Genomic DNA, 24,226 nt, shown 5'->3' with positions numbered 1-24,226 from the left:
ATCTAGATGCCTCGCTCGTGGCGATCGCGCCGGACGTTCAATCGTCGTCTCGGTACGCGTCGCCGCCGCGCTTCCGGATGGCGACAACGAACAGTATCTCTCGGTCGCGGTCTGCCCGACACGCGAGCCGAAACTGACCGATCCGGAGTTTCTGGTGCGGAGCGCCGGCGAGCGGTTCGAGGTGATCGGTCGGGTCCCGCCACTGGTCGGTGACGACCTCGTCGAGCTTCGAGAGGATCCGGTCGCGGGCGTGGTCGTCGAGCGCCGCAAGCTGTCGCTCCGACCGGTCGGTGAACCGCCAGTCCCACCCGTCGCTCATCGATCGCCGTCGCCGTCGCTACCGTACTCGGCTTTGATCGCGTCGCTGTCGCGGGTGCGGCCCTGCTGGATGTCGACTTCGCTCGCGGCGACCGCCTTGAGGTCGGCGCGATCGAACTCCGGGTGTTTCACCGCGTCGCGGAGCACGTCGCGCACGAACTCGCTCCGACTATTGTATCCGAGGTCCTTCCACGTCGCGTCGACGTCGGCGAGGAACGACTCCGTCATTCGGATGTTGACCGTCGTCTTCTCCGGCGACGAACTCGCTTCTGACATACGTCTGTGTTGAAATTGTGTACGAATAACAGTTACGCCGACGACCGCATCTCACTCGTTTTCGATATCGGGGGCGACAGATAACCGGCAGACGGCCGATCGACGGTGCGTGTTTCAAAACGCCAGCCGCTTATTTATAAATGAGAAATCGTAGATCGGCGGTGAACATCTCCAAAGCCCCAGCCGGGAGGCTGCCCCTTTGGATCCCGCCCGACCGCACGCCACTACAGCCTCACACCTCCCCAGCCTCGTCAGCCGGCCTCCGCTTCGCTCCGGCCGGCTGACTCCCTCGCGCGTGCTCCTCGCGCCCGTGGGGCGCTCGGAGGCACGCGCCGACCACAAGGGTGGTAGTTTATAAATGAGCGACGGTCGAGGCCGCCTACGTCCCGTCGCTCTCACTCAGCTCGTCGACCGCGTGGTGCGGCCCCACCGGGCCGTGCGTCGGACAAACGCCGGCGATGGGAGTCGCGTTGAGACAGCAGGCGCGCTGCTGGCCCGCGACGAGGCCCAGCGAGAGCGGTTCGCCACAGCGGGCGCAGTACGACGCCGCCTCGTCGTCGGTCATCCCTCAGCGCTCGCGGATCCGCATCGGCACCGGGTGGTCCGGGTGCATCGTCAGCGACCCGCGCAGGGCGAGGCTCGGCCCCTCGTAGTCCAGGTCGAACCGCGAGCAGACCGTCGCGAGGATGATCTTCGCCTCCAGTAGCGAGAACGCCTTCCCGATACAGTGGCGCGGGCCGCCGCCGAACGGGAAGAAGGCGAACCGCGGTCGCTCGCTCCGGCGCTCCGGGGTCCAGCGGTCCGGGTCGAACGCCTCGGGGTCGTCGTACCAGCGGTCGGACCGGTGGATCACCCACTGAGAGACCATCAGCGCGGAGCCCTCGGGGACCCGGTATCCCCCCAGCTTCACGTCGAGCTTCGGCTCGCGGAACAGGGTGTAGACGGGCGGGTAGAGGCGCATCGACTCGTTGAGGACGCGCTCGGTGTACTCCATGTCGCGGACGGCGCCCGCGGTCAGGGGGCCGCTGCTCACGGCCGCCTCGGCCTCGCCGGCGACCCGCTCGCGGGCCGCCGGGTGGTTCGAGAGGAGGTAGAAGGCGTAGGTGAGCGCGAGCGCGGTGGTGTCGTGGCCGGCCAGGAGCATCGTCACCAGCTCGTCGCGGAGGTTCTCGTCGGTCTGCTCGCCGCGGTCGCGGGCGCGGAGCAGGACGGAGAGCAGGTCCATCGGGAGGTCGGCGTCGGGGTCGCCGGGCGGCCCGCGGACGCCGGTCCCGTCGGGGCCGGCGGGGTCGACGCTCGGGTCGCGCTCCGTGCCGCGGCGGCGGGCGACGATGTCGTCGATCACCGATTCGAGCGTGTCGATGGCGGCGTCGAACTCGCGGTTCTCGCGGGTCGGCAGCCAGTCCGGGATCAGGTACCGGCGGGGGTCGGGCTCGAAGCGCGCGCCGAGGGGTTCGAGGTTCTCCTGGACCGTCTTCACCTCCTCGTCGGAGATGTCGGCGCCGAACATCGCCGTGACGATGATCTTCACGGTGAGCCGGGCCAGCTCCAGTTGGAGGTCGACGACGTCGCCGCCGTCCCAGTCGGCGACGTGCGACTCGGCGTGGTCGGCCATCACGCCGGCGAGCGCGCCGATCCGGCGGTTGTGGAAGGCGGGGTTCGCCAGCTTCCGCTGGCGTTTCCACGTCTCCCCCTCGCTCATGAGGAGACCGTCGCCGAGCAGCGTGTCCATCGCGTCGTCGAACTGCGGCTTGCGGTAGCGTTCGGCGTCCGCGACGAGGACGCGCTCGACGTCGGCGGGGTTCGTGAGCAGGTAGGTCTCTCTCGGGCCGAGGTTCAGTCGCACCACGTCGCCGTAGCTGTCGGCGCAGGCGCGCAGGAAGCCGAACGGGTCGTCCGCGAACTGGCGACCGTTCCCGAACAGGGGGTCGCCGAGCGGTCCTGGCGGCGTAACGGACATACGATTTCTGGGGGTTGAGCGGGGTTAAACGTTCGGCGGGACAGGAGAAGCGGACGGCCGAGGACGGGAGAACAGGGGCGAAACGCGTCGGGGTTCGGGACGGGACGGGACGGGACGGACCAGAACGGGACGGGACGGACCAGAACGGGACGGAGTTACCGCGCGTCGAGCCGTTCGACGCGGGCGATCAGCTCGTCGACGGCCGCCTCCTGGTCGTCGGTGGCGTCGACGATGCGATCGGTCGCGTCCTCCGTGCGGTCGGAGCGCTCGCGGACCGCCTCCAGCGAGGAGGTGAGCTCCTCGACGGTCGCGGCCTGGTCGTCGGTGGTGCGCGCGACCTCCGCGACGCCCGCGGCCGCCTCGTCGACCGCGTCGGCGATCTCCTCGAGCGAGTCGAGAACCGTCTCGATCTCGGTGCCCGCGTCCTCGATCCGCTCGTGAGAGCGCTCGACGGCGGTCGTGGTCTCCGCGGACTGCGCCTGTAGCTTGTCGAGGCTCTCCGTGATCTCCTCGGTGTAGCCGCGGGTCTCGTCCGCGAGCTTCTTCACCTCCTCGGCGACGACCGCGAAGCCGTCGCCGCCCTCGCCGGCGCGGGCGGCCTCGATGTTGGCGTTGAGCGCGAGCAGGTTCGTCTGCTCGGCCACGTCGGAGATGACCTCGATCACCTCCTCGATGTCGTCCATGCGCTCGGAGAGCGCGCCGACGCTCTCGACGAGCTCGTCGCCGATCTCGACGACGTCCTCGGTCGCCTCGCGGGCGTCCTCGCTGGCGTCGAGCCCCTCGTCGGCGGCGTCGGCGGCCGCGACCGCGGCGGTGTCCACCTCGTCGGCCGTCGCGGCCACCTCCTCCATCCCGGCGGAGAAGGACTGCATCTCCGAGACGCTCTCCTCTAAGAGCTCGTTCTGCTCGTCGACGTTCTCGGCGATGTCGGCGGCCGCGGCGCTCGCCTCCTCGACCGTCGCGTCGAGGTCGCGCGCCTTCTCGTGAACGCTCTCGGAGAGGTCCTCGAGGTTCTCGGCCATCCGGTTGACGACGTCGATGACGCTCAACAGCTCCTCGTCGAGGATCTCGCACTCCTCGCGGCAGACGGCGCGGGCCTCCAAGTCCCCCTCCCCGATCGCCTCGGCCGTGGTGCGGATCTCGGCGACCAGCTCCGCCGTCGCCTCCCGCTCGTTGACGTTCTCGGTCCGGTCGATAACGACCTCCGTCACGCCGACGAGCTCGTCGCCGTCGTACATCGGCGTCGCGGTGAACTCGATGTGCTTCTCGTCGCCGTGTCGGTCGACCATCGTACTCGTGTCGCGATAGCGGGTCCGGGCGCTCCCGCACCGTTCGAGGTCGTAGGCCTCGTCGGCGGTCTCGGGCGCGTCGAGCACCTTGTCCGCGAGGGTGTCGGCGCGCCGACCGTCGGGGTAGAACAGCTCCGAGGCGTAGCCGTGACCGAGGGCGTCCCCGCGGTCGACGCCCGTGAGCGCCGCGATCGACTCGTTCCACTCGGCGACGTTCCCCTCGGTGTCGAGGATGAACGTCGGGACCCCCGTGGCGTTGAACGCCTCGGCGAAGCCGGCGCCGGCCAGGGTGCCGCTCCGGTCCGCGCCGTCCGCCTCCGTGACGCTGTGCGCCCCGTCGGCCGGGGCGCCGGACTCGTCGGCCGCGGCCGTCACGGCGTCCGCTCCCGGCGAGTCCTCGACGACGACGCCGCCGTCGGGAACCGACCGGGAGTCGCCCCCCCGCCCGAACACGCTCCGCAGACGCTCGCGAAGTCCCGTCATAGTCTACTTCAACTCTCTGAACCTGGATTATAAACGGCGCGCCCCAGTGTTCGGAACTGATAATCGGGGGTGACGGCGGGTCTCGGGGGACGGTGAGCCGGAGGGAGGCCGCGGCCCGCAGCGTTCAAACGCGTTCGGCGGTTACGTCGGTCCGAGAGCGATGGACGCCGACGCGGTGCGCGAGCGGGCCCGAGACCTCCCGACCGAGCCGGGGGTCTACCAGTTCCGGGCGGGCGAGACGACGCTGTACGTCGGGAAGGCGCTCGACCTCCGGGACCGGGTGCGGTCGTACGCGGACCCCCGCTCGGGGCGGATCCGCGGGATGGTCGAGCGCGCCGACCGGATCGAGTTCGCGGTCACCGACACGGAGACGCAGGCGCTGCTGCTGGAGGCGAACCTCATCAAGCGGCTCCGTCCCCGGTACAACGTCCGGCTGAAGGACGACAAGTCGTACCCCTTGGTCGCCTTCTCCGACCACGAGGTGCCCCGGATCGAGGTGACTCGAGATCCGGAGGCGGGCGCGGTCGCGTACGGTCCGTTCACCGACGTGGGGCGCGTCGAGACCGTGGTGAAGGCGGTGCGGGAGGTGTACGGCCTCCGCGGCTGCTCGGACCACAAGTACGACGGGCGCGACCGCCCCTGCCTCGACTACGAGATGGGCATCTGCTCGGCGCCGTGCACCGGCGAGATATCGCCCGAGGACTACGCCGAGGACGTCGCCGCCGCGCGGCGCTTCTTCGAGGGGGAGACGGGCGCGCTCGCGGACCCGCTGCGGCGGCGGATGGAGGCGGCGGCCGAGGCGAACGAGTTCGAGCGCGCCGCGAACCTCCGCGACCGGCTCGAAGCCGTCGAGGCGTTCCACGGCGAGGGCGGCGAGGCCGTCAGCGACCGCACCGACGACCGCACCGTCGACGTGCTGGCGGCCGCGGTCGAGGGCGACACGGCCCGCGTGGCCCGGCTCCACAGCGAGCGCGGCCAGCTCGTCGACCGGAGCCGACACCGGCTCGACGCGGCGGCGGTGGACGGGGGATCGACCGGCGACGACGGCCGCGGCGACTCCGCCGACGCCAACACCCCCGCCGCCGTCCTCGCCGCGTTCCTCGCGCAGTACTACGCCGAGCGCGAGTTCCCCGACGCGGTCCTCTTGGCGGAGCGACCGTCCGACTCGGACGTGGTCGACTGGCTGGAGGCCGAGGGCGTCGCGGTCCGGGTCCCGGGCGCCGGCCGCGAGGCGAAACTCGTCGAGCTCGCGCTGAAGAACGCCCGGAAGCGCGGCGGCCGCGACGACCCGGTGGGCGCGCTCGGGGACCGGCTCGGGATCGCCCGCCCCGAGCGGATCGAGGGGTTCGACGTGAGCCACGCGCAGGGGACCGCCGTGGTCGGTTCCGACATCTGTTTCGTCGACGGGAGCGCCGAGACCGCGGACTACCGCCGGAAGAAGCTCACCGAGCGCAACGACGACTACGCCAACATGCGCGAGCTGATCCGCTGGCGCGCGGAGCGCGCGCTCGCCGGCGAGGACGACCGACCCGACCCCGACCTCCTCCTGATCGACGGGGGCGAAGGGCAGCTGGGGGCCGCCCGCGACGCGCTCGCGGAGACCGGGTGGGACCCCCCCGTCGTCGCGCTCGCGAAGGCCGAGGAGCTGGTCGTCACCCCGACGGGCACCCGCCGCTGGGACGACGACGCCCCCGAGCTCCACCTGCTCCAGCGCGTGCGCGACGAGGCGCACCGCTTCGCGGTCTCCTACCACCAGACCGTCCGCGACGAGGTGGCGACGGTCCTCGACGACGTGCCCGGCGTCGGCCCCGAGACTCGCCGCCGGCTCCTCCGGCGGTTCGGGTCGGTCGAGAGCGTTCGCGAGGCCTCCCGGGACGACCTCACCGACGTCGACGGCGTGGGCGACGCGACCGCCGACACGCTTCGGGAACGGCTGTAGCCGCGGTTTGCTCCCTCGCGGCGGACGCCGTCACGCCGACTCGACGGCGCGTTCGACGACCGCCGCCTCCGCCTTGCGGAGCAGTTCGCCGGCGGTGCTCGTCGCGCAGTCGAGCGCGGCCGCGACGTCCGCGACGGTCCCCTCGCGGGGCACCTCGTAGTACCCCACCGAGACCGCCGTCTCAAGCGCCGCGCGCTGTCGGTCGGTCAGCCGCGACGGCGTCCGCCGGCGCTCGAACTCGTGGACCCGCTCGATGGTGAGGTCCGCGAGGGCCGCGAGGTCGTCGTGGAACGCGCTGAGCGCCGCGGTCGCGCCCGCCGCCTCGAACCGCACGTCGCCCGACTCGCGGAAGACGACCGGCGGGAGGAAGATCACCCGCGACGCCGCGACGGTGTCGAGGAGGGCCGCCGGGAACTCGTACTCGTCCTGTCGGAGGAAGGCGTAGGTCCCGTCCGCGTCGCTCACGAGGCTGCTCGCGACCAGCGAGTCGAGCGCCTCGACGGCGGCGGTCGTCGCGTCGCGGTCGCCGTCGAACCAGAGCAGCGTCGTCGCGTCCGCCGTCGGACTCCACATCAGCAGCTCCGCGCGCGAAATCGGGGACTCGCCGACGATCGATCGGTGGAGGGGGTGGCGGAGCCGCTCCGGGTAGGCGGCCGAGAACCTGATCCGTTTCATTCGGCGGTCGCTCGCCGTTCGACCCTCCCACACATCAATCCGCATGGTTCGGCGCGGGTTCGGCACGGGTTCGAGACGTGGGGCGGGCCGGAGCGGTCAGCGGGGACGGGGAGGGAGAGCGGGCCGGAGCGGTCAGCGGGGACGGGGAGGGGGAGCGGGCCGGAGCGGTCAGCGGGGACGGGGAGGGGGAGCGGGCCGGAGCGGTCAACCGGGACGCGCCAGCGCCTCGGGAGCGGCCCGGAGGAGCGTCCCGAGGTGGTCCGCGCCGTCGAGGGCGCGGAGGTCGGCGGTCGGGAGCGCCTCGGCCAGTCGTTCCGCCCCGGCTATCGGGACGTTGGCGTCGGCCGTCCCGTGCCACAGGCGCACCGGGATGTCGACCGCGTCGAGGTCGATCCCCCAGTCGGCCCCCGCGTCGCGGAACTCGGTGACCGCGCCGCTCCGGTGACGCTCGAACGCCGCGAGGAAGTCCGCTTTCACCGTCGCCGCGACGTCGTCGGGGACGGCGTCCGCGTCCGCGGCGTACTGCCCGACCACGAACGACGGGTCCGCCCGGTCCGCGACCCACGCCTGTCCGCGGAACAGCGCCCCGAGGACCGAGGGCGTCGCGGACGCGAGGCCGGTCAGCAACCGCTGTACCGCCGGCGTGTCGTCGGTGAAAGATGGCGGCGTCGCCCCGGCGACGAGGTCGACGCCGGTGACCCGCTCGCCCGCCGTCGCCGCCGTCGAGAGGGCGTAGGGAGCCCCGCCGGAGAACGCGACGAGAGGCGCACTCTCGACGCCCGCGTCGTCCAAGACGGGCCGCACGGACGCGGCGGCGTCGGCGACGGTCCGGCCCGGGTGCGGCGAGGACCGACCGTAGCCGGGCCTGTCGGGCGCGATGACGCGGACGTCGTTCGCTTGCGCCGCCGGTTCGAGGAGCGCCCCCAGTCGGCGGGACCCGGGTGTCCCGTGGAAGAAGACGAGCGGATCGCCGGTCGGAGGGCCGTACGTCGCGTACGCGATCCGGCGGCCGTCGTCCAGGCGGACGACGCTCGGTGCTCGACGCTCCGGGGTCCGACGCTCCGGAGTCGATTCCGGCCGCGCGGAGTCGGTGGGGGCCATCGACGGTGACTACGACCGCGCCCGTGGTGGGTTTGGTGCCGGACTGATACGGGAGTATTTACGTATGGCTTGCCGGCTCGGCCACCCCAAGCCGTATCCGTCGCTGGGCCGACCCCGCAATCGAGATGCGCGCGTTCTTCGCCGTCGACCTCCCGGAGTCCCTCGCGGCCGGCGTCGCGGCGGCACAGGCCCCGTTCGCGGACGCCCACGGCGTGAACCCGGTCGATCCCGAGCAGGCGCACGTGACGCTGAAGTTCCTCGGCGACGTCGTAAGGGGCAACGAGGACGGCACCCCGAACGACTCCGCCCTCGACGACGTGATCGCCGCCGGCGAGCGGGCGGTCGACCGCGCGGGCGTCGCGCCGTTCGACTGCGCGGTCGGCGGTCTCGGCGTCTTCCCGAACCGAGACTACGTGTCCGTCGTCTGGGCGGGGATCGAGCGCGGCGGGGACGACCTCACCGCGCTTCACCGCGCCCTCGAGGCGGAGACGACCGCGCTCGGCGTCGATCCCGCCGACCACGCGTTCACGCCGCACGTCACGCTGGCCAGAGTGGAGAACGCGGCCGGGGCGGAGGCGGTCCGGGACGCGCTCGACGACGGGGAGGTCGAGGTCGGGTCGTGCTCGGTCGACGAGGTCCGACTGATGAAATCGACGCTGACCGCGTCCGGCCCGGAGTACGAGACCGTGCGGGAGTTCGAACTCGAGTGACGGGCTCCGGCTCGCGGGACGGGGCGAATTCTCACCGGTGATAGCCGCGGGCGTACGTTTAACGTACCGGATCGGTGAGCGATTCACAGATGGACGACGGGCCGGGAACCGAGGAGACCGCGGAGTCGGCGGGGAGCGCCGGCGGCGCCGAACGCGGCGATCGCAGCGCCAGCGCCGCCGAGCGGAGCGACCGCGGCGACGGCCCCCCGATGCTGGCGCGACTCGGCCGGCGGTTCGACGCGTCGACGCGTCGCGAGGCGGCCGAGGCGCTCGGCAACCCCTCCGGCTCGATGAGCGCCGAGCAGGATCGGATCGTCGAGGCGCTGTTCGGGACCGCCCTCGACGACCCCGACGAGGCGGTCCGTGCGGCGGCGATCGAGTCGCTGTACTTCCACGATGACGACCACGTCGACCGGCTGGCGCGGCGGATCGCCGAACGGCGGAGCGCCGGCGGCACGGGGGACGGCAGACGGGCGACGCGGGGGCGGGTCGCCGAGGCGTTCGCCCGGTGGGTAGAGCACGACCGGGCCGCGTACCGGATGGTCGGGGCGACCGGGCTGGCCGTCGTCGGGGACGAGGGCGACGCGCCCCGATTCCGAGAGGCGTTCGACGACGGCGACGCGCGGGTCCGAGCCCGAGCCGTCAGGGGATACGCCCGCGTCGGCGGCGAGCGGGTCGACGCCGTCCGCCCGCTGGTGGACGCGCCGAACGACCTCGTTCGCGGCGCCGCGGCCGACGCGCTCGTCGCGATGGACAGCGACGACGCGACGGAGCTGCTCGCGCTCGCGGCGCGGCGAGGGAACGAGCGGCTCCGGCTCACGGTCGTCCGCCGGCTCGGAGCGCTCGACCGGCGGGACGCCGCCGGCGTGTTGATCGGGTCGCTGCGGGACCCCGCGGAGCGGGTTCGTCGGGCCGCCGCGGCGTCGATTACGACGGTGATCGCGAGGGCGGGCGCGGTGTCGGCGGGCGACGTGCGCGACCGGCTCCTGACGGAGCGCCCCTTCGATGGCGACGGCCCGCTCGCCGCGTTCCGCGCGGTCGCCGCCGAGCGAACGGCGAGCGAGCGACCCGGACCGGACGAGATCGGGGCCGAGGAGAGCGGAGCGGACCGGAGCGGGGCGGGCGGAAGCGCATCGGCCGAGGCGGGAGCGAGCATCGACGCCGAAACGCGGCGGTACGCGGCGTGGCTGTGCTGCGAACTGCTCGAGGCCGCGGACCCGACCGCGACCGACCGGTCGGCCTCGGTCGAGTGGCTGATCGACGCGCTCGACCACCGCGACCGGCTGGTGGCGGACCTCGCGGCGGCGTACCTGCCGCGGATCGTCGCGAACGAGTCAGACGAGGGAGTCGGGGCGGAGAGCGACGCGACGGACGACAACCGATCGGCCCTCGGCGTCGACGTCGAGCGGAGGCTCCGGGAGCTCGCGAGCGACGAGACCGCCGCCGAGGACGCCCGCGAGCGCGCTCGAGCGGTGCTGCGACGGTTCAAGCGCGCGGTCGTCGAGACGGCCGCGGACCGGCACGTCGAGTACGTGTACGTCCGCTGGCCGGCGGACTACACGGAGCGTAACGAGGGGTAGCGGAGACGGGTCAGCGGGGGGCGTCGGGCGCCGCGACTACGACCGACGGACGAACCGGTCGTCGTCGACCGCGACCGTCAGGTCGATCGTCTCGTCGAGGAAGTTGAGGACCGTGGCGACGTTCCGGTCCGCGTCGGCGTCGACGTACAGCTGCAGCACGCCTCCCGCGTCGACGAGGCGTGCGGCGAGCATGCGGACGAACGCGACCGCGCGCTCGACGTCGAAGGCGGCGACGATCTGGCCGAAGACGCTCACCTCCAGCGAGACGCGCTCGCCCGGCTCGTGGTTGGCGTCGAGGATGCGCGAGACGGTCTCACCGACGTCGTCGGGAGAGAGCCGGGGATCGAGTTCGACGATTTCGACGTCGACGCCCGCGAAGTCGACGTCCGGCGTCGCCTCGAAGTCGTACTCGCCGGTGCTGACGATCACCGTCCGGCGGGGCCACGCGGAGAGTCGCTCGTCGAGCGCGCGGACCAGCCGCTCCGGCGTGGGCGTCACGGCGACGACGAGCCCGGCGGCGCCGTGGAAGTGCGCCCTGAGCGCGTCGGCCTCGTCGCCGACGGCCGAGGCGTCGACCCGGACGACGCCGTTCCAGTCGACGTGATCGGCGACGTGAACGCCGTCCGCGACGCGGTCGGTCACGTGGTCGTGGAGGTGCGCCTCGAACTCGGCCACCGCGCCGTCCGTGTCGTAGGCGGTCTTGGCGGTGGCGCAGTACGGGCAGTCCCAGCTGACGCGGAAGTCGGACGTGGAGAGCGCGTCCGAGTGGTGCGCGATCAGGTGTGATCCCGTCACCTCGCGCATCTCGGAGCGGTCCCGCGTCCACGCGACGAACCCACACCGGCCACACGTCCAACGGCTCATCATGATCGGAAACGTACCTCGTGGGACCCGTCCGAGGCTCATGTATGTTGGGTTATGTGTGTGCGGTCACCGCGGGCGTCGGTCGGGACGCCGATCCGGGAGCCGCGGAGCGCGTGCCTCTCGGCGCCGGCGACCGCGATCGTGAACTCCGTGCCGTCACGTGCGGCGGGTATAAAAGGGCCACCACCGGCGAGGGTACCCACGAACGCGCATTCTCCGTCGACGAAAGGGGGATCGATACTCACGAGCGCGGATCCGACCGGGCGGCAAAACGGCGCGATTCGGAAAGCGTTAACCCCGCGCCGCGGGTCCGTTTCGACATGAAGGTACTCGTGACCGACCCCATCGCGGATCCGGGGTTGGACCGACTCCGAGACGCCGGCCACGAGGTCGTTACCGACTACGAGGCCGAGGGCGACGCGCTGCTCGACGCCGTTGCCGACGCCAACGCGCTGATCGTGCGGTCCGGAACCGACGTGAACGAGGCCGTCTTCGAGGCGGCTTCCGACCTCGTCATCGTCGGCCGCGCCGGCATCGGCGTCGACAACATCGACATCGAGGCCGCCACCGACCACGGCGTCATCGTCGCGAACGCGCCCGACGGCAACGTCAGGGCCGCCGCCGAACACACCGTCGCGATGACGTTCGCCGTCGCGCGCTCGATCCCGCAGGCGCACGGGCGACTCGTCGACGGCGAGTGGGCGAAAGGCGAGTTCCTCGGCACCGAGGTGAACAACAAGACGCTCACCATCGTCGGCCTCGGCCGCGTCGGCCAGGAGGTCGCGAAGCGGCTCGACTCGCTCGGGATGGACCTCGTCGTCTACGACCCGTACATCTCCGAGGAGCGCGCCGACCGCATGGGCGCCGAGCTCGTCGAGGACCTCCACGACGCGCTCGCGGCCGGCGACTTCGCGACGATCCACACCCCGCTCCTCCCCGAGACGGAGGGGATGATCGGCGAGGCCGAGCTGGCTCAACTCGAAGGCGGCTACCTGATCAACTGCGCCCGCGGCGGCATCGTCGAAGAGGACGCGCTCGCCGCGGCGGTCGACGACGGCGTCCTCGCGGGCGCCGCGCTCGACTCCTTCGCGGAGGAGCCGCTCCCCGAGGACTCACCGCTGCTCGACGTCGATGACATCGTCTTGACCCCGCACCTCGGCGCCTCGACGGAGGCCGCCCAGGAGAACGTCTCGGTCGACACCGCGGAGGCGGTGCTGGCAGCGTTCAACGACGAGCCGGTCCTGACGGCGCTCAACGCCCCCTCCGTCGACGAGAGCGCGTTCCCGCGGATCGAACCGTACATCGACGTGGCCGAGACCGCCGGGAAGGTGGCCGCGCAGCTGCTCGACGGCCGGATCACCGAGGTCGAGGCGACCTACGAGGGCGACATCGCCGCGGAGGACGTCGACCTCGTCACCGCGAGCGCCCTGAAGGGCGTCTTCGAGCCGTTGGAGTGGCAGGTGAACGCCGTCAACGCGCCGCGGCTCGCCGAGGAGCGCGGCATCGAGGTGACCGAGTCGAAGACCCGACAGACCGAGGACTTCCAGAGCCTCGTCCGCGTCACCGTCCGCAACGGCGACGACGAGATCGCGGTCGAGGGGACGCTGTTCGCGGGCGAGGACGCCCGCATCGTCCGGATCGACGGGTTCCGCGTCGACGCGGTCCCCTACGGCCACATGCTCGTCGCGCGCAACACCGACGAGCCGGGCGTCATCGGGCTGATCGGGACCGTCCTCGGCGACCACGACGTGAACATCGCCGGGATGTTCAACGGCCGCGAGACGCAGGGCGGCGAGGCGCTCACCGTCTACAACCTCGACTCGGCGGTCCCCGACGCCGCGATCGAGACGCTGCTCGCGGACGACCGGATCGTGGAGATCACCGAGATCACGCTGGACGGCGCCGACGAGCGGCCCGACGAGTAGTCGGGGTCAGTACGCGGCGACCGGGACGAACGGCTCGAAGTCGTCGACGGTCCGCGCGACGACGGTCATTCCCTCCGCGTCGGCGACTCCGGCGATGAGCAGGTCCGCGGTCGCCGCGTCGACGGCCCGCCTCGTGTGGTCGTCGGAGCGGTACGGGTCCGCCTCGAACGCGCTCGCCGCGAGGGCGTGCTCGCCCGTGATCGGCACCACGTCAAGCCACGCGAACGCGGCTGCGAGCCGCTCGGGGTCGAAGTCGCCGTCGAGGCGCCGCCCGACCGCGACCTCCTTGTAGTTCATCGCGGTCGTCGCGAACTCGCCGTCCTCGTGGGCTTCGAGGAACTCCCGAACGGCGTCGGTACCGGCGAGGTAGTCGATCAGGAACGTGGTGTCGAGCAGGTACCGGGTCATGCCGATCCTCCGTCGGCGTCGTTCGTCTCATCGGAATCGACGTCGTTCGCGTCGGTGCCGTCGTCGCTCGTGTCGGCGGCAGCGCCGCCGTCCGGAGGCTCGTCGTCGCCCGCGTCCGCCATCCGATCGATCGCCGCGGCCTGTCGGGTGCCCGCCGACTCGTCGAACCGCTCCCGCGACCGCCTCGCGGCCTCGCGGAGCGAGTCGGTCTCCGCGGTCGACAGCGACCCGAACCCGTCGCGCCAGTCCCCCTCGCTCTCGTCGTCGCGCTTCCGGGCGCGAAGCCGCTCGTACACCTCCTCGCGGACGCCGATCGTTTTCGTTGGCATCTCGTGTTTGTGTATGTGCTTGTGTATATGATAGCTGGCCCGGCGCGGTGGGACGCCCGAGCGTCGAGGGTCAAGGGTCGAACGTCGAGCGTCAAGCGTGGGCGCCGAGCACGAATCGGAGTCCGGATCCGAATCCGAAGCCGCAGTCGGCGGTTACCCTCTGATGTGGTCGAGGACCGCGTCGGCGTCGTTCGGGACGGGCTCGGGATCGCCGCCGGCCTCGTAGGCGGCGTCGGGGTCCTTGAGGAGGTGGCCGGTGGTGAGGCAGACGACCCGCTCGTCGTCGTCGACGACGCCGGAGCGCCGGAGCTTCTTCAGGCCGGCGAGGCTCGCCGCGGACGCGGGCTCGACGCCGACGCCCTCGCTGGCGAGGTGGCGCTGCGCGGCGGTTATCTCGTCGTCGCTCACGGCGACGGCGGTGCCGTTCGTGTTGCGGATGCCGGGGATCGCCTTCGGAGCGTTGACCGGGTTGCCGATGCGGATCGCGGTCGCGCGCGTCTCGACGTCCTCCCAGCGCCGGATCTCGTCGTTCCCCTCTTCGATCGCCTCGACCATCGGCGCGGCGCCCTCGGCCTGGACCCCGGTGAGCTTGGGGACCTCGTCGACGGCGAGCGCGCCCGACTGGACGAGCTCGCGGAACCCCTTGTACAGCGCCGAGGTGTTGCCCGCGTTGCCGACGGGGAGGACGATCCGGTCCGGGAACGCGCCGTAATCGGCGTAGAACTCCTCTAAGACCTCGAAGCCGATCGTCTTCTGGCCCTCCAGGCGGAACGGGTTCAGCGAGTTGAGCAGGTACGCCTCGCCGCGCGCGGCGAGCTCCTGGACGATGTCGAGACAGGCGTCGAAGTTGCCGTCGACCTCCAGGATGCGCGCGCCGTGGAGGCTCGCCTGCGCGACCTTCCCGGCGGCGACCTTCCCGGCCGGGAGGAGGACGAGCGTCTGCATGTCGCCGCGCCCGCCGTACGCGGCGAGCGCGGCCGACGTGTTGCCGGTCGAGGCGCACGCGAGCGCGCCGACGCCGAGCTCCTTCGCGACGCGGACGCCGACGGTCATCCCGCGGTCCTTGAACGAGCCGGTGGGGTTCATCCCCTCGTGTTTGATCCGGAGCGCGTCGACGCCGACCGCCTCCTCGATGCGCGGGACGCGGTGGAGCGGGGTGTCGCCCTCGGGGAGGGTGACCCCGAGGTCGAAGGGGAGCGCCTCGCGGTAGCGCCAGACGCCGCGGTCGGGGCCGTCGGAGGGCGCGCCCGCGCCGAACTCGTCGAACGTCGGCGGGTCGGCGTACCGGACTTCCAGCAGGCCGCCGCAGTCGTCGCAGGTGTACCGGACGTCGTCGAACGGGGCGAACGTCTCGTCGCACTCGATACACGCGAGCCACGTCCCGTCGGCGGCGCAGTCTGGCGCCGCCGGGGCCGCGGCGTCGATGGCGAGGTCCATTACGTCGAACTCCGTTCCGCCGCGGCTTAAGACGGGCGGTCGGAACGGACGTTGCCGCCCGAAACGAAGGTGTTCGGCCGGTCGCGGGATCTCCCCGGTCCGGCCGGGGGCCTCAGTCGACGATGATCTCCGAGCTCTCGTCGCCCTCGTCGCCGCCGGAGCCGAGGCGGTCCTGGTAGCGCTGGATCCAGTCGGCGAAGCAGTCGGGGCAGAGGCGCTGGGTGTCGATGTTCGCCCGGTCGACGCTCAGCCGGACGGTGCGCGCGAGCGCGTCCGTCGTGGCGTCGCCGCAGGCGTCGCACGGCTCGGTCGTCGGCGCGTCGCTCATGTCGTACCGGTCGCGGCGACGGCTCTTAAAAGTACGTCGACGGAGTCGGGGCGCCCGGGCGGGGACGCGGCCGCTTAGACCGTCCGGAACGCCCGGTCGCCGGCGTCGCCGAGGCCGGGGACGATGAACCCGTCGTCGTCGAGGTGGTCGTCGATGGCGACGGTCAGCAGGTCCGCCTCGGGGACCGCCTCGCTCACGCGGACGAGGCCGGCGGGCGCCGAGACCGCGGAGAGCACGAACAGGTCCTCGAAGTCGTCGGCCTCGTCGAGGACGTGGTCGAGGACGGCGACCATCGTCGACCCCGTCGCGAGCATCGGGTCCGCGACGATCACGGTGTCTCGGGGTCGGATTTCGGGGAGCTTCACGTAGTCGATGCTGATCGGGAACTCGCCGTCCGCGGTCATCCCGGCCGCCTCGTCGCGCCCGGCGGAGATGACGCCCTGCTTCGCGCGGGGGAACGCCTTCAACAGCCCCTCGACGAACGGGGTCGCGGCGCGGAGGACGTTGATGATCACCACGTCGTCGAGCCCCTTCACGCGCTCGCCCGTCGTCTCCTCGAGCGGGGTCTGAACCGGGACGTACTCGGTCTCCATGGCGCCGTCGATGATCTCGTAGCCGCAGATGCGGCCGAGCTTCACCAGGCCCTTTCGGAACGCGACCTGCTCGGTCTCGACGTCGCGCAGCCGCGAGAGGGTGTCCGTCGCCAGCGCGTGCGTGATGAGGTACGCGTCGTCTCGGTCTTCGATCGTCATTGTCCGGAATCCCGACCGGAACGGGCTTAAAATGTGGCGAATCGCACGGTCGGCGGGCGAGAGACCGACGCGACGCGGGTGGACCGTTACCGGAGCGCGACGACGTACGTCACGCCGAAGAGAATTATCGCCAGCGTCGCGACGTTGACCGCGGTGAGCGACGCCGCGCCGAGGAAGTCGAGTCCCCAGACGACCATCCAGGCGAACCACGTCGAGAGCACGGCGTTCATCGCGAGCAACACCTTGGGGTCCCCGGAGGAGCGCTCGACGCCCTCGCGGACTCCCGGGCCGTCCCCCTCGCCGCTCTCCTCACCGCTCCCCTCGGCGCTCATACGCCGACTGGCGGGTGTGCGCCACTTAGCTCTTGTCCGTTCGGGACGTACGGCGGTCATGGTCGGAGCGCCCCGCCTCCGCAACCGCCGCGGCGAGCCGATCGACCCGGTCCCCTTCCTCGTGACCGCGGGGCTGACGTTCACGCTCGTCTTCTCGTTCGGGCCGCTCTACGGGCTCGCGTACGGGCTGTCGCTGCCCGTCGCGCTCGCGGCGTCGGCGGGTGGGTTCGCGGGCGTCGCGTGGCTCGCGTACCGACAGCTCGTCCGGTCGGCGCCGCCCGCCGACGCCGGGACGCTCCCGGTCGGCCTCCGGTTCGAGCGGCTGCTGTACGCCGGTATCGGGCTGGGGATCGTCTTCGTCGCGCTCACGCTCCCGCTGCTGTGAGGAGCCGAGCGGCGCGGGCGACTCGGGGCCGCGAGGCGGCTGTGCGAATCGATCGCACGACACCGAGAGACTAAGATGATCGATGCGGATAATTACGGTATGGGCATCTTCGACACGGTGACCGACGCGCTGGCGAGCTCGACGCAGAAGGCGCCCGGCACCGCGGGGAACGACGGCTCCGAGGGGGCGTACTGGTGCGACGACTGCGGCGTCCGCGTCCGCGACGTCGACGTCGACGACGAGGGGCTCGATCGCGACGACGAGGGGACGCCGACCTGCCCCGACTGCGGCGACGCGATGCGCTTCGAGCGCGCGGCCGGGAGCGGCTGCGCCTGCTGAACGGCGGACCGATTCCTTTTCGCAACGGCCCTACGGCTCCCGGAGCGCGACCTCGCTCCCCTGTTCGGTCGGGAACGGCGCGGGGTCGGCGTCGGCCGGGTCGTCCCCGACGCCCGGGTCGCCGAGCTCCGCGAGTTCGGCGTCGGTCAACAGCGCGTCGTCGAGCCGCGAGACGAGGGCATCCTCGTCGACCTCGGTGCCGATGACGACGTACTCCGTCCGGCGGTCGCCGCGCTCGTCGTCCCAGTCGAGGCCGGGGCGGTTCGAGCGGAGCATGTCGCGCTCGACCGACGGGACGCCGGCGATCCACGGACCGAGCGCGGTGACCCGGACCGACCGGCCCGCCTGCCCGACCTGCTGGCGCTGCTCCGTACCGGCGACCCACAGCGTCCCCTTCGAGCGGACCACGCCCGACGGGAGGTCGCGGAGGACGGCGGCGATCCGGTCGGGGTGGAACGGGCGGCGGCGGCGGTAGGTGAAGGAGGTGACGCCGTACACCTCGTCGGGGTGGCGGTGGTCGGCGTGGTCGTCTTCTCCGTCCCCGTGGTGGTCGTCTTCTCCGTCCCCGTGGTGGTCGTCCGCGAGCGCGCGCTTCCAGCCCGGGAGGTCGCCGAGTTCGCCCTCGTCGAACAGCCCGACGTCGAGGAGCCGGTCGGGATCGACCGCGGAGAACTCCGTGACGACAGTCTCCGCGCCGGGCTGGAGCGCCCCCACGAGCTCGACCGCCTCGTCGACCTCCGCGTCGGTGCAGAGGTCCGCCTTGTTACACACCACGAGGTTCGACACCTCGACCTGCTCGACGAGGAGGTCCGAGAGCGGGCGGTCGGCGTCCCCGCCGTTCGCGTCGCCGGCGTCCGGGTCGACGCGCCGCTCCGGAGCCCCGTCGCCAGCGAACGCGTCGAGGAACTGCCGCGTGTCGATCACGGTCACCAGCGCGTCGACCCGGTAGCGGGCCGCCGCGCGCGACTCGGCGGTGAACAGCCGCGCGACCGGCGCCGGCTCGGAGATGCCGGACGACTCGACGACGAGCGCGTCGAACGACCGGTTCTCGGCGAGACGGACCACGGCGGACTCCAGGTCGTCCTGTAGCTCGCAGCAGATACAGCCGTTCGACAGCTCCGTGACGCCGCCGACGCCGACCTCGGACTCCTCGGCGATCAGCTCCGCGTCGACGTTGACGTCGCCCATGTCGTTGACGAGGACCGCGAGGTCGCGGTCGCCGGCGTTCCGCAGGAGGTGGTTCAGGAGCGTCGTCTTGCCCGCGCCGAGGCCCCCCGAGAGCACGGTCACCGGGATGCGGTCGTCCATACGGCCGGATCGGACACGACGCTATTCAACCCCCGGGCGGCGCGCCGGAGCGAGCGACCCCTCGGACCCGCCCCGGGCCGGCCCGAGCCGATACGTTGATAGGCTGCGGTCGTCGAACTCGGGACATGGTTCTGTCCGCCTCCGCCGTGTCGCTGGTCAGCGTCACGATGACGGTGCTGATGGTCGCCGCGATGCTGTACCTGGTCTGGGGAGCGCTCGGCAGCGACGTCCACAGCCCGAGTCCCGACGACGGAGACCGACCGGAGCTGGGCGACGCCGAGGAGGCCGAGACCGACGACGCGTCGGGGGAGCTCACCGAAGGGAGCTCCGCCTGACGCACAACTACAAGCGAGCTTCGCCTGACGCCCAACTCGGAGGGAGCTTCGCCTGACGCCCCGCGCTCCGCGCGCGACCCGCCCGCGGATCGGCGCCCCGGCGACTGACAGCGGATCGGCGTCTCGACGACCCGGCCGCGATAGCTTTTAACGCCGGAGCGTCGTCATGAGGAATAATGACAGTAGCCGACCGGATCGAGGCGTTCCGAGCCGCGCTCGAGGAGTGGCTCCGAGGCCTGTACCACGGGATGATCACGCACCCGGCCTACGAGAAGATCGAGAAGGAGGCCGAGGACACCGAAGACGAGTTCATGCTGGCGTGTTTCCCGGACGCGTTCGGGGTCCCGTCGCCGGTGTCGTACTACACCGCCGAGCTGCTGCCGTACCTCGAAGACGAGTTCGAGGCGTGGGAGCGGCGGCTGTGGGACCGCGACAGTCTCATCGAGCGGAAGGGCCAGCAGTACCACTTCTGATGACGGAGCTTCACGCCTCCGCCGACGGGGAGCAGTTCGTCTTCTTCGGCGGGAAGGGCGGGGTCGGGAAGACCACCGTCTCGTGTGCGTACGCCTACCGCTGCGCGCGCGACGGCGCCCGGACGCTCGTCGTCTCCACCGACCCGGCCCACTCGGTGTCGGACGTGTTCGACCAGCGGTTCGGCGACGAGCCCGAGTCGGTCGACGGCGTCGACGGGCTGGACGCGATGGAGATCGACCCGGAAGACGAGATGCAGCGGCACCTCGACGAGATCCGCGAGTCGCTCTCCGAGCAGGTGTCGGCGGCGATGGTCTCCGAGATCAACCGCCAGCTGGAGATGTCCCACGGGACGCCGGGCGCGTACGAGTCGGCGCTGTTCGACGCGTTCGTCGACGTGATGCGCACGGAGAGCGAGCCGTACGACCGCGTCGTGTTCGACACCGCTCCCACGGGGTCGACGCTGCGGCTGCTCGGGCTGCCCGAGTTCCTCGGCGATTGGATCGACCGCCTGCTGTACAAGCGGAAGCAGTCGATAGACCTGTTCGAGAAGGCCGCGATCGGCGACGCGGAGCCGCGGCGCCTGTTGGAGGGCGACCCCGTGATCGAGCGGCTCCGGGAGCGCAAGGAGTTCTTCGAGTTCGCCGGCGAGACGATGCGGTCGGACGCCGCCTTCTTCCTCGTGTTCAACCCCGACCAGCTCTCCGTCAACGAGACGGCGCGAGCGATCGAGGAGTTCACCGACCGCGACCTGCGCGTCCGCGGGCTCGTGGCGAACAAGCTCACGCCGTCGCCCGACGACGACGAGACGGGACGCGGCGCACGCTACCTCCGCGAGAAGGTCGAGACCGAGCGCGACCGCCTCTCGCAGGTCCGCGAGGGGTTCGACCCACCGCTCGTCGCCGAGATAGAGTCGCGCACCACCGAGGTCCGCGGGGACGTGCTAGCCGACGTCGCCGCGTCGCTGGACGTGGAGCCGTAGGGGCTCGAATCCGGAGCGCGCCCCGTCATGAGCGCGCGCGAGGGGTATCGGCGACCGATTAGTGCGAATTTTACCGGGGAGTGTGGAGAAAAAAACTGTGTTCCGGCGGTGAGTTCGGTCGGTCTCCCCGTATACACCTCGAATATCATGAACGAAAGTAACGTTTAAGTCTGACATGGTGAATCGATACCACGAGGCAGGGACTTATGACAAGTGTAATTTGGATCGTCGTCGCCGTGCTCAGTACGTTCACCGTGGGATACGTGGGGTACTCGCGGTACCTCTCTCGGTTCGTCGAGATAGACGACGACCGGGAGACGCCGGCACACAAGTACGAGGACGGCCAGGAGTACGTACCGGCGAAGAAGCCGGTGTTACTGGGGCATCACTTCTCAAGCATCGCGGGCGGCGCGCCGATCGTCGGCCCGATCACCGCCGGAGCCATCTGGGGCTGGGTTCCGGCGCTTCTGTGGGTCGCCATCGGCAACCCGCTGATGGGGGCCGTTCACGACTTCATCTCGCTTTCGGGCTCGATGCGACACGAGGGGAAGTCGATCGGCTACATCATCGGCGAGTACGTCGGTGAGCGCGGCAAGAACATGCTTCTGTGGTTCGCGTTCCTCACCATCATCCTCGTGGTGGCGGTGTTCGCCCTGGTCGTCGGGATCGTGTTGAACGCGTTCCCGTCGGCCGCGACCGCGAGCCTGGTGTACATCGCGCTGGCGTTCGCGTTCGGCGTCTACCTCTACCAGCTCGACGGCCCGTTCCTCCCGGGGACGGTCGTGTTCGTCGCCGGGGTGTTCGCGGGCGTCTGGCTCGGGATCCAGTACCCGCTCGCGCTGTTCCCGGCGGTCGAGACCGGGGTCTACCCCGCCGGGACCATCGTCCTCTTCGAGTTCCTCGGGAACGGCGCCTGGCTGCCCGGCGCGGTGGTGAGCACCAGCGCCATCCTCCAGCCGAACGTCGCCGCGTGGGTGCCGGTGATCCTCGTGTACGCGACGCTCGCGAGCGCGCTCCCGGTGTGGGTCCTGCTCCAGCCGCGGGACTACCTGTCGTCGTTCCTGCTGTACTCGGGCGTCGGCGGGGCGCTGCTGGCGATCATCGTCGGGACGCTGCTGGGCACCTCGGCCCAGCCGCTGACCATCGACCCCTCGATCGGGGCGTACATGGGCTTTTTCGGCAGCGACCTCGCGATCGAGACCAGAGGGATAACGCCGCTGTTCCCCCTGTTGTTCGTCACGATCGCCTGCGGGACGATCAGCGGCTTCCACTCGCTGGTGTCGTCGGGGACGACGGCCAAGCAGCTGAACAAGGAGAGCGACGCCCGCCTCATCGGCTATGGCGGCATGCTCGGTGAGGGCCTGCTCGCGTCCGTCGCGATCTCGACGCTCGCGGTGGCCGGCGCGACCACGGCGGCGGCCGGCGGCGGCATCGGCGGCGCGCTGCCCAACTTCGCGACCGGCGGCGGGATCATCCTCACCAGCCTCGGGATCCCGCAGAGCTTCGGTGCGCCGTTCATGGCGCTCGTCTTGGTGAGCTTCCTGCTCACCTCGACCGACACCGCCGCGCGGCTCGGGCGGTACATGATGGAGGAGATCGTCGGGACCCGAGGAAGCGGGACGACGACCGGCTTCTCGACCGACCTCAGCAGCCTCGCGAAGGGGCGGTACACGAACCCGATCGTCCAGTCGCTCGTCGCGTACCTGCTCGTCATCTCCGGCGAGTGGGTGACGCTGTGGGCGCTGTTCGGCGGCGCGAACCAGCTGCTCGCGGCGCTGGCGCTGCTCGCCGCGACCGTCTGGCTCGCCAACTGGGACGAGTCCAAGCAGCTCGTCTCGACCGGCGTGCCGATGACGATCATGGTGACGATCACCGTGCTCGGGCTGTCGTGGGTCGCGCTGTGGGACAACCTCTATCAGAAGCTCATCCAGGGCGGCGTCACGGGACTCGGCGGACAGATATCCGCCGTCGTTCAGATGGGGCTCGCGTTCGTCCTCATCTACCTCGCGCTGTCGCTCGTGTGGATCGGTTACGGCAACATCACGAGCGTGCGGAGCGGCGGCGAGCCGGCGGCCGAACCGAGCGACGACTGACTCCGCGTTCCGCTTTTTTCGACCGCGCTCGATCCGAGAGCGCCGCTGCCCGGGTGACTCCTCACCGCCAGAAGCGCTTCGCGAACCGCGAGAAGAACCCCTCGTCCGGCTGCTCGACCCGCTCCCACAGGCGGAAGGCGGCGGCGGTGTCGGCGCTCTCGCTGGCGACGAGCGCCTCTCGCTCCGGGGCGACGACGACGAGGTTCACCTCGTAGTGGCCGTAGTAGCCGAACTTCAACAGGGTGCGGTCGCGGAACCCGTCGACGAACGCGGCGACGTCGTCCGGGATCCGGTCGGCGACGAGGACGACGGTGACGTCGGTGCCGTAGTGCTCCTCGTGGGCGTCGACCCGCTCGTCGGCGACGTCGTGAGCGAACTCGACGAGCCGCTCCACCGCCGCGACGCTCGGCGTCGACACGCGACGGGCGAAGACGTACTCCATCAGGTCGTGGTCCGCGTAGCTCAGCGCCGGGTGGAGGAACTGCTTCTGGTTGCGCACCCGCATCTCCGCGGTCATCTCGAACCGCTCGCCGTCGACGACGACGTCGCGGTCGAGGTCGTAGCTGTACATCAGCCGGTCGGAGACGCGGTCGAGGTACTCGTCGTCGTAGTCGGGCACCGCCTCGCGGATCGCCGCCGGCAGCTCCTCGGGGTCGCGGCGAGGTGCCTCGCCGGGGGTCGCGTTCTCACTCATCGTCGTCGGCTCCGGCGTCGTCCGGGTCGTACGGCACGGCGTCTCCCGAGGCGGGCGGCGCACCGACGGCCAGCACCGTCACCGGGCCGTTGGCGTCGGCGGGGTTGTACGCGCGCTGCGGGCTCTCGGGGTCGACGACGAACAGGTCGTCCGCCGGGACCTCGTAGGTTCGCTCCGGCGTCTCGACGGCGAGCGTTCCATCGAGCACGTAGAACGCCTCCTGTTGGGTCTCGTGGTGGTGGTACGCGAGCGGCAGCTGCTCGCCGGGCGCCGCCCGGAACCGGTTGATCGCCGCGGCGTCGAGCCCTCCCGGTTCGGACAGCTTTCGACACTCGCAGGGGCGGTCCGGTTCCGGTTCGACGGCGTCGACGTCCACGACGCGATATCCCATGCGAGCACATTCCACGGAGCGGGTAAAAAGGGCGTCGGCGACCGGCTCGAGGGACCACACCGCGACGCCGCTCGGGGCGTGGATTTTCGGGCTGTCGGGGCGAACCCGCGTCGCTCGCGCGTGAGGCGCGGATTTAAGTCCCGCGACGCCGTATCCCACGGTGAACGATCATGACAGAAGAGGCCGACCGGACGGACGCCGACGAGCCCGTCGAGGCGGAGGCGTGCGGGCGCTGTTCGATGTCGACCGTCGTGGGAGCGGTGGCGAAAGACCAGACGCCGGAGGAGCGGGCCGAGCGCGATCCGTTCCGGGGCGATCGGATCGAGGTCGACGAGTCGTCGGTCCGGCGTGTTTCCCCCGCCGGCTACCTCGGCGACCTCAAGGAGCGGCTCGACGCGTTCGCGCGCCGAGTCGCGTACGGGAAGTAGTCCCCCACCGCGGGCCCGATGGCCGAGCCGCCCCCGGCGAGTCGCGCCAATGCGGAGAGACTTATACGCGTTCGCTCCGTAACGGGGGCAACCG

28 protein-coding genes are annotated in these 24,226 nt (G+C 71.2%); 11 read left to right on the top strand and 17 right to left on the bottom strand.

The features are described 5' to 3' along the window. Positions 1 to 37: 37 nt before the first annotated feature. From BM286_RS00410 to BM286_RS00390, 5 genes are all read right to left on the bottom strand, one after another. Positions 38 to 319: a type II toxin-antitoxin system RelE family toxin gene (locus tag BM286_RS00410; protein ID WP_092919350.1), complete on the bottom strand. Its 282-nt coding sequence runs from the start codon at positions 317 to 319 to the stop codon at positions 38 to 40. Further along, entirely contained in the window at positions 316 to 594 is a 279-nt protein-coding gene (locus BM286_RS00405; RefSeq protein ID WP_092919348.1) for a ribbon-helix-helix domain-containing protein, read from the bottom strand. Before BM286_RS00405 ends, BM286_RS00410 begins: the two co-directional genes overlap by 4 nt. A gap of 379 nt (positions 595 to 973) precedes the next feature. Then, a complete protein-coding gene (locus BM286_RS00400; RefSeq protein ID WP_092919346.1) occupies positions 974 to 1,159 on the bottom strand; it encodes a hypothetical protein in 186 nt (61 codons plus the stop codon). Positions 1,160 to 1,162: 3 nt separating this feature from the next. Next, the gene (locus BM286_RS00395) at positions 1,163 to 2,554 is read right to left on the bottom strand and encodes a cytochrome P450 (RefSeq protein WP_092919344.1); all 1,392 of its coding nucleotides are present in this window, start codon (positions 2,552 to 2,554) and stop codon (positions 1,163 to 1,165) included. A gap of 155 nt (positions 2,555 to 2,709) precedes the next feature. After that, the gene (locus BM286_RS00390; protein WP_092919342.1) at positions 2,710 to 4,326 is read right to left on the bottom strand and encodes a methyl-accepting chemotaxis protein; all 1,617 of its coding nucleotides are present in this window, start codon (positions 4,324 to 4,326) and stop codon (positions 2,710 to 2,712) included. Positions 4,327 to 4,486: 160 nt separating this feature from the next. On the opposite strand from BM286_RS00390, the gene BM286_RS00385 reads away from it, so the two are divergent. Then, positions 4,487 to 6,265, top strand: a complete 1,779-nt coding sequence (locus BM286_RS00385; RefSeq protein ID WP_092919340.1) for an excinuclease ABC subunit C — start codon at positions 4,487 to 4,489, stop codon at positions 6,263 to 6,265. A 30-nt stretch (positions 6,266 to 6,295) separates the two neighbouring features. Here BM286_RS00385 and BM286_RS00380 read toward each other — a convergent pair whose 3' ends face one another. Further along, the gene (locus tag BM286_RS00380; RefSeq protein ID WP_092919338.1) at positions 6,296 to 6,940 is read right to left on the bottom strand and encodes a helix-turn-helix domain-containing protein; all 645 of its coding nucleotides are present in this window, start codon (positions 6,938 to 6,940) and stop codon (positions 6,296 to 6,298) included. A gap of 204 nt (positions 6,941 to 7,144) precedes the next feature. Next, entirely contained in the window at positions 7,145 to 8,041 is an 897-nt protein-coding gene (locus BM286_RS00375) for an alpha/beta fold hydrolase (protein ID WP_092919336.1), read from the bottom strand. Between the two features lie 125 nt (positions 8,042 to 8,166). Here BM286_RS00375 and thpR point away from each other — a divergent pair, with 125 nt between their 5' ends. Further along, positions 8,167 to 8,751, top strand: a complete 585-nt coding sequence (gene thpR / locus BM286_RS00370; protein ID WP_092919334.1) for an RNA 2',3'-cyclic phosphodiesterase — start codon at positions 8,167 to 8,169, stop codon at positions 8,749 to 8,751. An 89-nt stretch (positions 8,752 to 8,840) separates the two neighbouring features. After that, positions 8,841 to 10,331: a HEAT repeat domain-containing protein gene (locus BM286_RS00365; RefSeq protein WP_092919332.1), complete on the top strand. Its 1,491-nt coding sequence runs from the start codon at positions 8,841 to 8,843 to the stop codon at positions 10,329 to 10,331. Between the two features lie 36 nt (positions 10,332 to 10,367). Here the strand turns inward: BM286_RS00365 and BM286_RS00360 are convergent, their stop codons facing one another. Continuing rightward, entirely contained in the window at positions 10,368 to 11,198 is an 831-nt protein-coding gene (locus BM286_RS00360; RefSeq protein WP_092919330.1) for a hypothetical protein, read from the bottom strand. A 317-nt stretch (positions 11,199 to 11,515) separates the two neighbouring features. Here BM286_RS00360 and serA point away from each other — a divergent pair, with 317 nt between their 5' ends. Then, positions 11,516 to 13,120 carry a phosphoglycerate dehydrogenase gene (serA, locus tag BM286_RS00350; protein ID WP_092919326.1) on the top strand — a complete coding sequence of 535 codons (1,605 nt, stop codon included), beginning with the start codon at positions 11,516 to 11,518 and terminating at the stop codon, positions 13,118 to 13,120. A 6-nt stretch (positions 13,121 to 13,126) separates the two neighbouring features. On the opposite strand, the gene BM286_RS00345 is transcribed toward serA, so the two are convergent. The 6 genes from BM286_RS00345 to BM286_RS00320 form a co-directional block, all read right to left on the bottom strand. Then, positions 13,127 to 13,528, bottom strand: coding sequence for a type II toxin-antitoxin system VapC family toxin (locus BM286_RS00345; protein ID WP_092919324.1), 402 nt, complete (start codon positions 13,526 to 13,528; stop codon positions 13,127 to 13,129). After that, positions 13,525 to 13,857, bottom strand: a complete 333-nt coding sequence (locus BM286_RS00340) for an antitoxin VapB family protein (RefSeq protein WP_092919322.1) — start codon at positions 13,855 to 13,857, stop codon at positions 13,525 to 13,527. The genes BM286_RS00345 and BM286_RS00340 overlap by 4 nt, the downstream gene beginning before the upstream one ends. A gap of 153 nt (positions 13,858 to 14,010) precedes the next feature. Beyond that, positions 14,011 to 15,294 carry a threonine synthase gene (gene thrC, locus BM286_RS00335; protein WP_092919320.1) on the bottom strand — a complete coding sequence of 428 codons (1,284 nt, stop codon included), beginning with the start codon at positions 15,292 to 15,294 and terminating at the stop codon, positions 14,011 to 14,013. A 112-nt stretch (positions 15,295 to 15,406) separates the two neighbouring features. Further along, positions 15,407 to 15,622, bottom strand: a complete 216-nt coding sequence (locus tag BM286_RS00330; RefSeq protein WP_092919318.1) for a DUF7569 family protein — start codon at positions 15,620 to 15,622, stop codon at positions 15,407 to 15,409. A gap of 74 nt (positions 15,623 to 15,696) precedes the next feature. Then, positions 15,697 to 16,374 (bottom strand): uracil phosphoribosyltransferase, encoded by a 678-nt coding sequence (gene upp, locus BM286_RS00325; protein WP_092919316.1) that lies wholly within the window; start codon positions 16,372 to 16,374, stop codon positions 15,697 to 15,699. 86 nt (positions 16,375 to 16,460) lie between these two features. Next, positions 16,461 to 16,706 (bottom strand): hypothetical protein, encoded by a 246-nt coding sequence (locus BM286_RS00320; RefSeq protein ID WP_092919314.1) that lies wholly within the window; start codon positions 16,704 to 16,706, stop codon positions 16,461 to 16,463. Between the two features lie 58 nt (positions 16,707 to 16,764). Here BM286_RS00320 and BM286_RS00315 point away from each other — a divergent pair, with 58 nt between their 5' ends. Next, positions 16,765 to 17,091 (top strand): hypothetical protein, encoded by a 327-nt coding sequence (locus tag BM286_RS00315; protein WP_092919312.1) that lies wholly within the window; start codon positions 16,765 to 16,767, stop codon positions 17,089 to 17,091. Positions 17,092 to 17,190: 99 nt separating this feature from the next. Continuing rightward, entirely contained in the window at positions 17,191 to 17,430 is a 240-nt protein-coding gene (locus BM286_RS00310) for a hypothetical protein (protein WP_092919310.1), read from the top strand. Between the two features lie 30 nt (positions 17,431 to 17,460). On the opposite strand, the gene BM286_RS00305 is transcribed toward BM286_RS00310, so the two are convergent. Then, on the bottom strand, positions 17,461 to 18,738 hold the full coding sequence (locus tag BM286_RS00305) for a CobW family GTP-binding protein (protein WP_092919308.1): 1,278 nt from the start codon (positions 18,736 to 18,738) through the stop codon (positions 17,461 to 17,463). 125 nt (positions 18,739 to 18,863) lie between these two features. On the opposite strand from BM286_RS00305, the gene BM286_RS00300 reads away from it, so the two are divergent. The 4 genes from BM286_RS00300 to BM286_RS00285 all read left to right on the top strand — a co-directional run bounded on the left by BM286_RS00300 (position 18,864) and on the right by BM286_RS00285 (position 22,619). Continuing rightward, on the top strand, positions 18,864 to 19,073 hold the full coding sequence (locus tag BM286_RS00300; RefSeq protein WP_092919306.1) for a hypothetical protein: 210 nt from the start codon (positions 18,864 to 18,866) through the stop codon (positions 19,071 to 19,073). 176 nt (positions 19,074 to 19,249) lie between these two features. Then, positions 19,250 to 19,546, top strand: coding sequence for a hypothetical protein (locus tag BM286_RS00295; protein WP_092919304.1), 297 nt, complete (start codon positions 19,250 to 19,252; stop codon positions 19,544 to 19,546). Then, on the top strand, positions 19,546 to 20,526 hold the full coding sequence (locus BM286_RS00290; protein WP_092919302.1) for an ArsA family ATPase: 981 nt from the start codon (positions 19,546 to 19,548) through the stop codon (positions 20,524 to 20,526). The genes BM286_RS00295 and BM286_RS00290 overlap by 1 nt, the downstream gene beginning before the upstream one ends. A gap of 206 nt (positions 20,527 to 20,732) precedes the next feature. After that, complete coding sequence (locus BM286_RS00285; RefSeq protein WP_092919300.1) at positions 20,733 to 22,619, top strand: carbon starvation CstA family protein; 1,887 nt, start codon at positions 20,733 to 20,735, stop codon at positions 22,617 to 22,619. A 61-nt stretch (positions 22,620 to 22,680) separates the two neighbouring features. Here BM286_RS00285 and BM286_RS00280 read toward each other — a convergent pair whose 3' ends face one another. Then, positions 22,681 to 23,313: a hypothetical protein gene (locus BM286_RS00280; RefSeq protein WP_092919298.1), complete on the bottom strand. Its 633-nt coding sequence runs from the start codon at positions 23,311 to 23,313 to the stop codon at positions 22,681 to 22,683. Next, complete coding sequence (locus BM286_RS00275; RefSeq protein WP_092919296.1) at positions 23,306 to 23,704, bottom strand: cupin domain-containing protein; 399 nt, start codon at positions 23,702 to 23,704, stop codon at positions 23,306 to 23,308. Before BM286_RS00275 ends, BM286_RS00280 begins: the two co-directional genes overlap by 8 nt. 170 nt (positions 23,705 to 23,874) lie before the next feature. On the opposite strand from BM286_RS00275, the gene BM286_RS00270 reads away from it, so the two are divergent. Further along, positions 23,875 to 24,132, top strand: a complete 258-nt coding sequence (locus tag BM286_RS00270) for a hypothetical protein (protein ID WP_092919294.1) — start codon at positions 23,875 to 23,877, stop codon at positions 24,130 to 24,132. Positions 24,133 to 24,226: the final 94 nt, after the last annotated feature.

Source organism: Halorubrum sodomense, assembly GCF_900111935.1.
GTDB lineage: Archaea > Halobacteriota > Halobacteria > Halobacteriales > Haloferacaceae > Halorubrum > Halorubrum sodomense.
The sequence above is the reverse complement of the archived record's forward strand: the minus strand, read 5'-3'. Positions and strand labels throughout refer to the sequence as shown.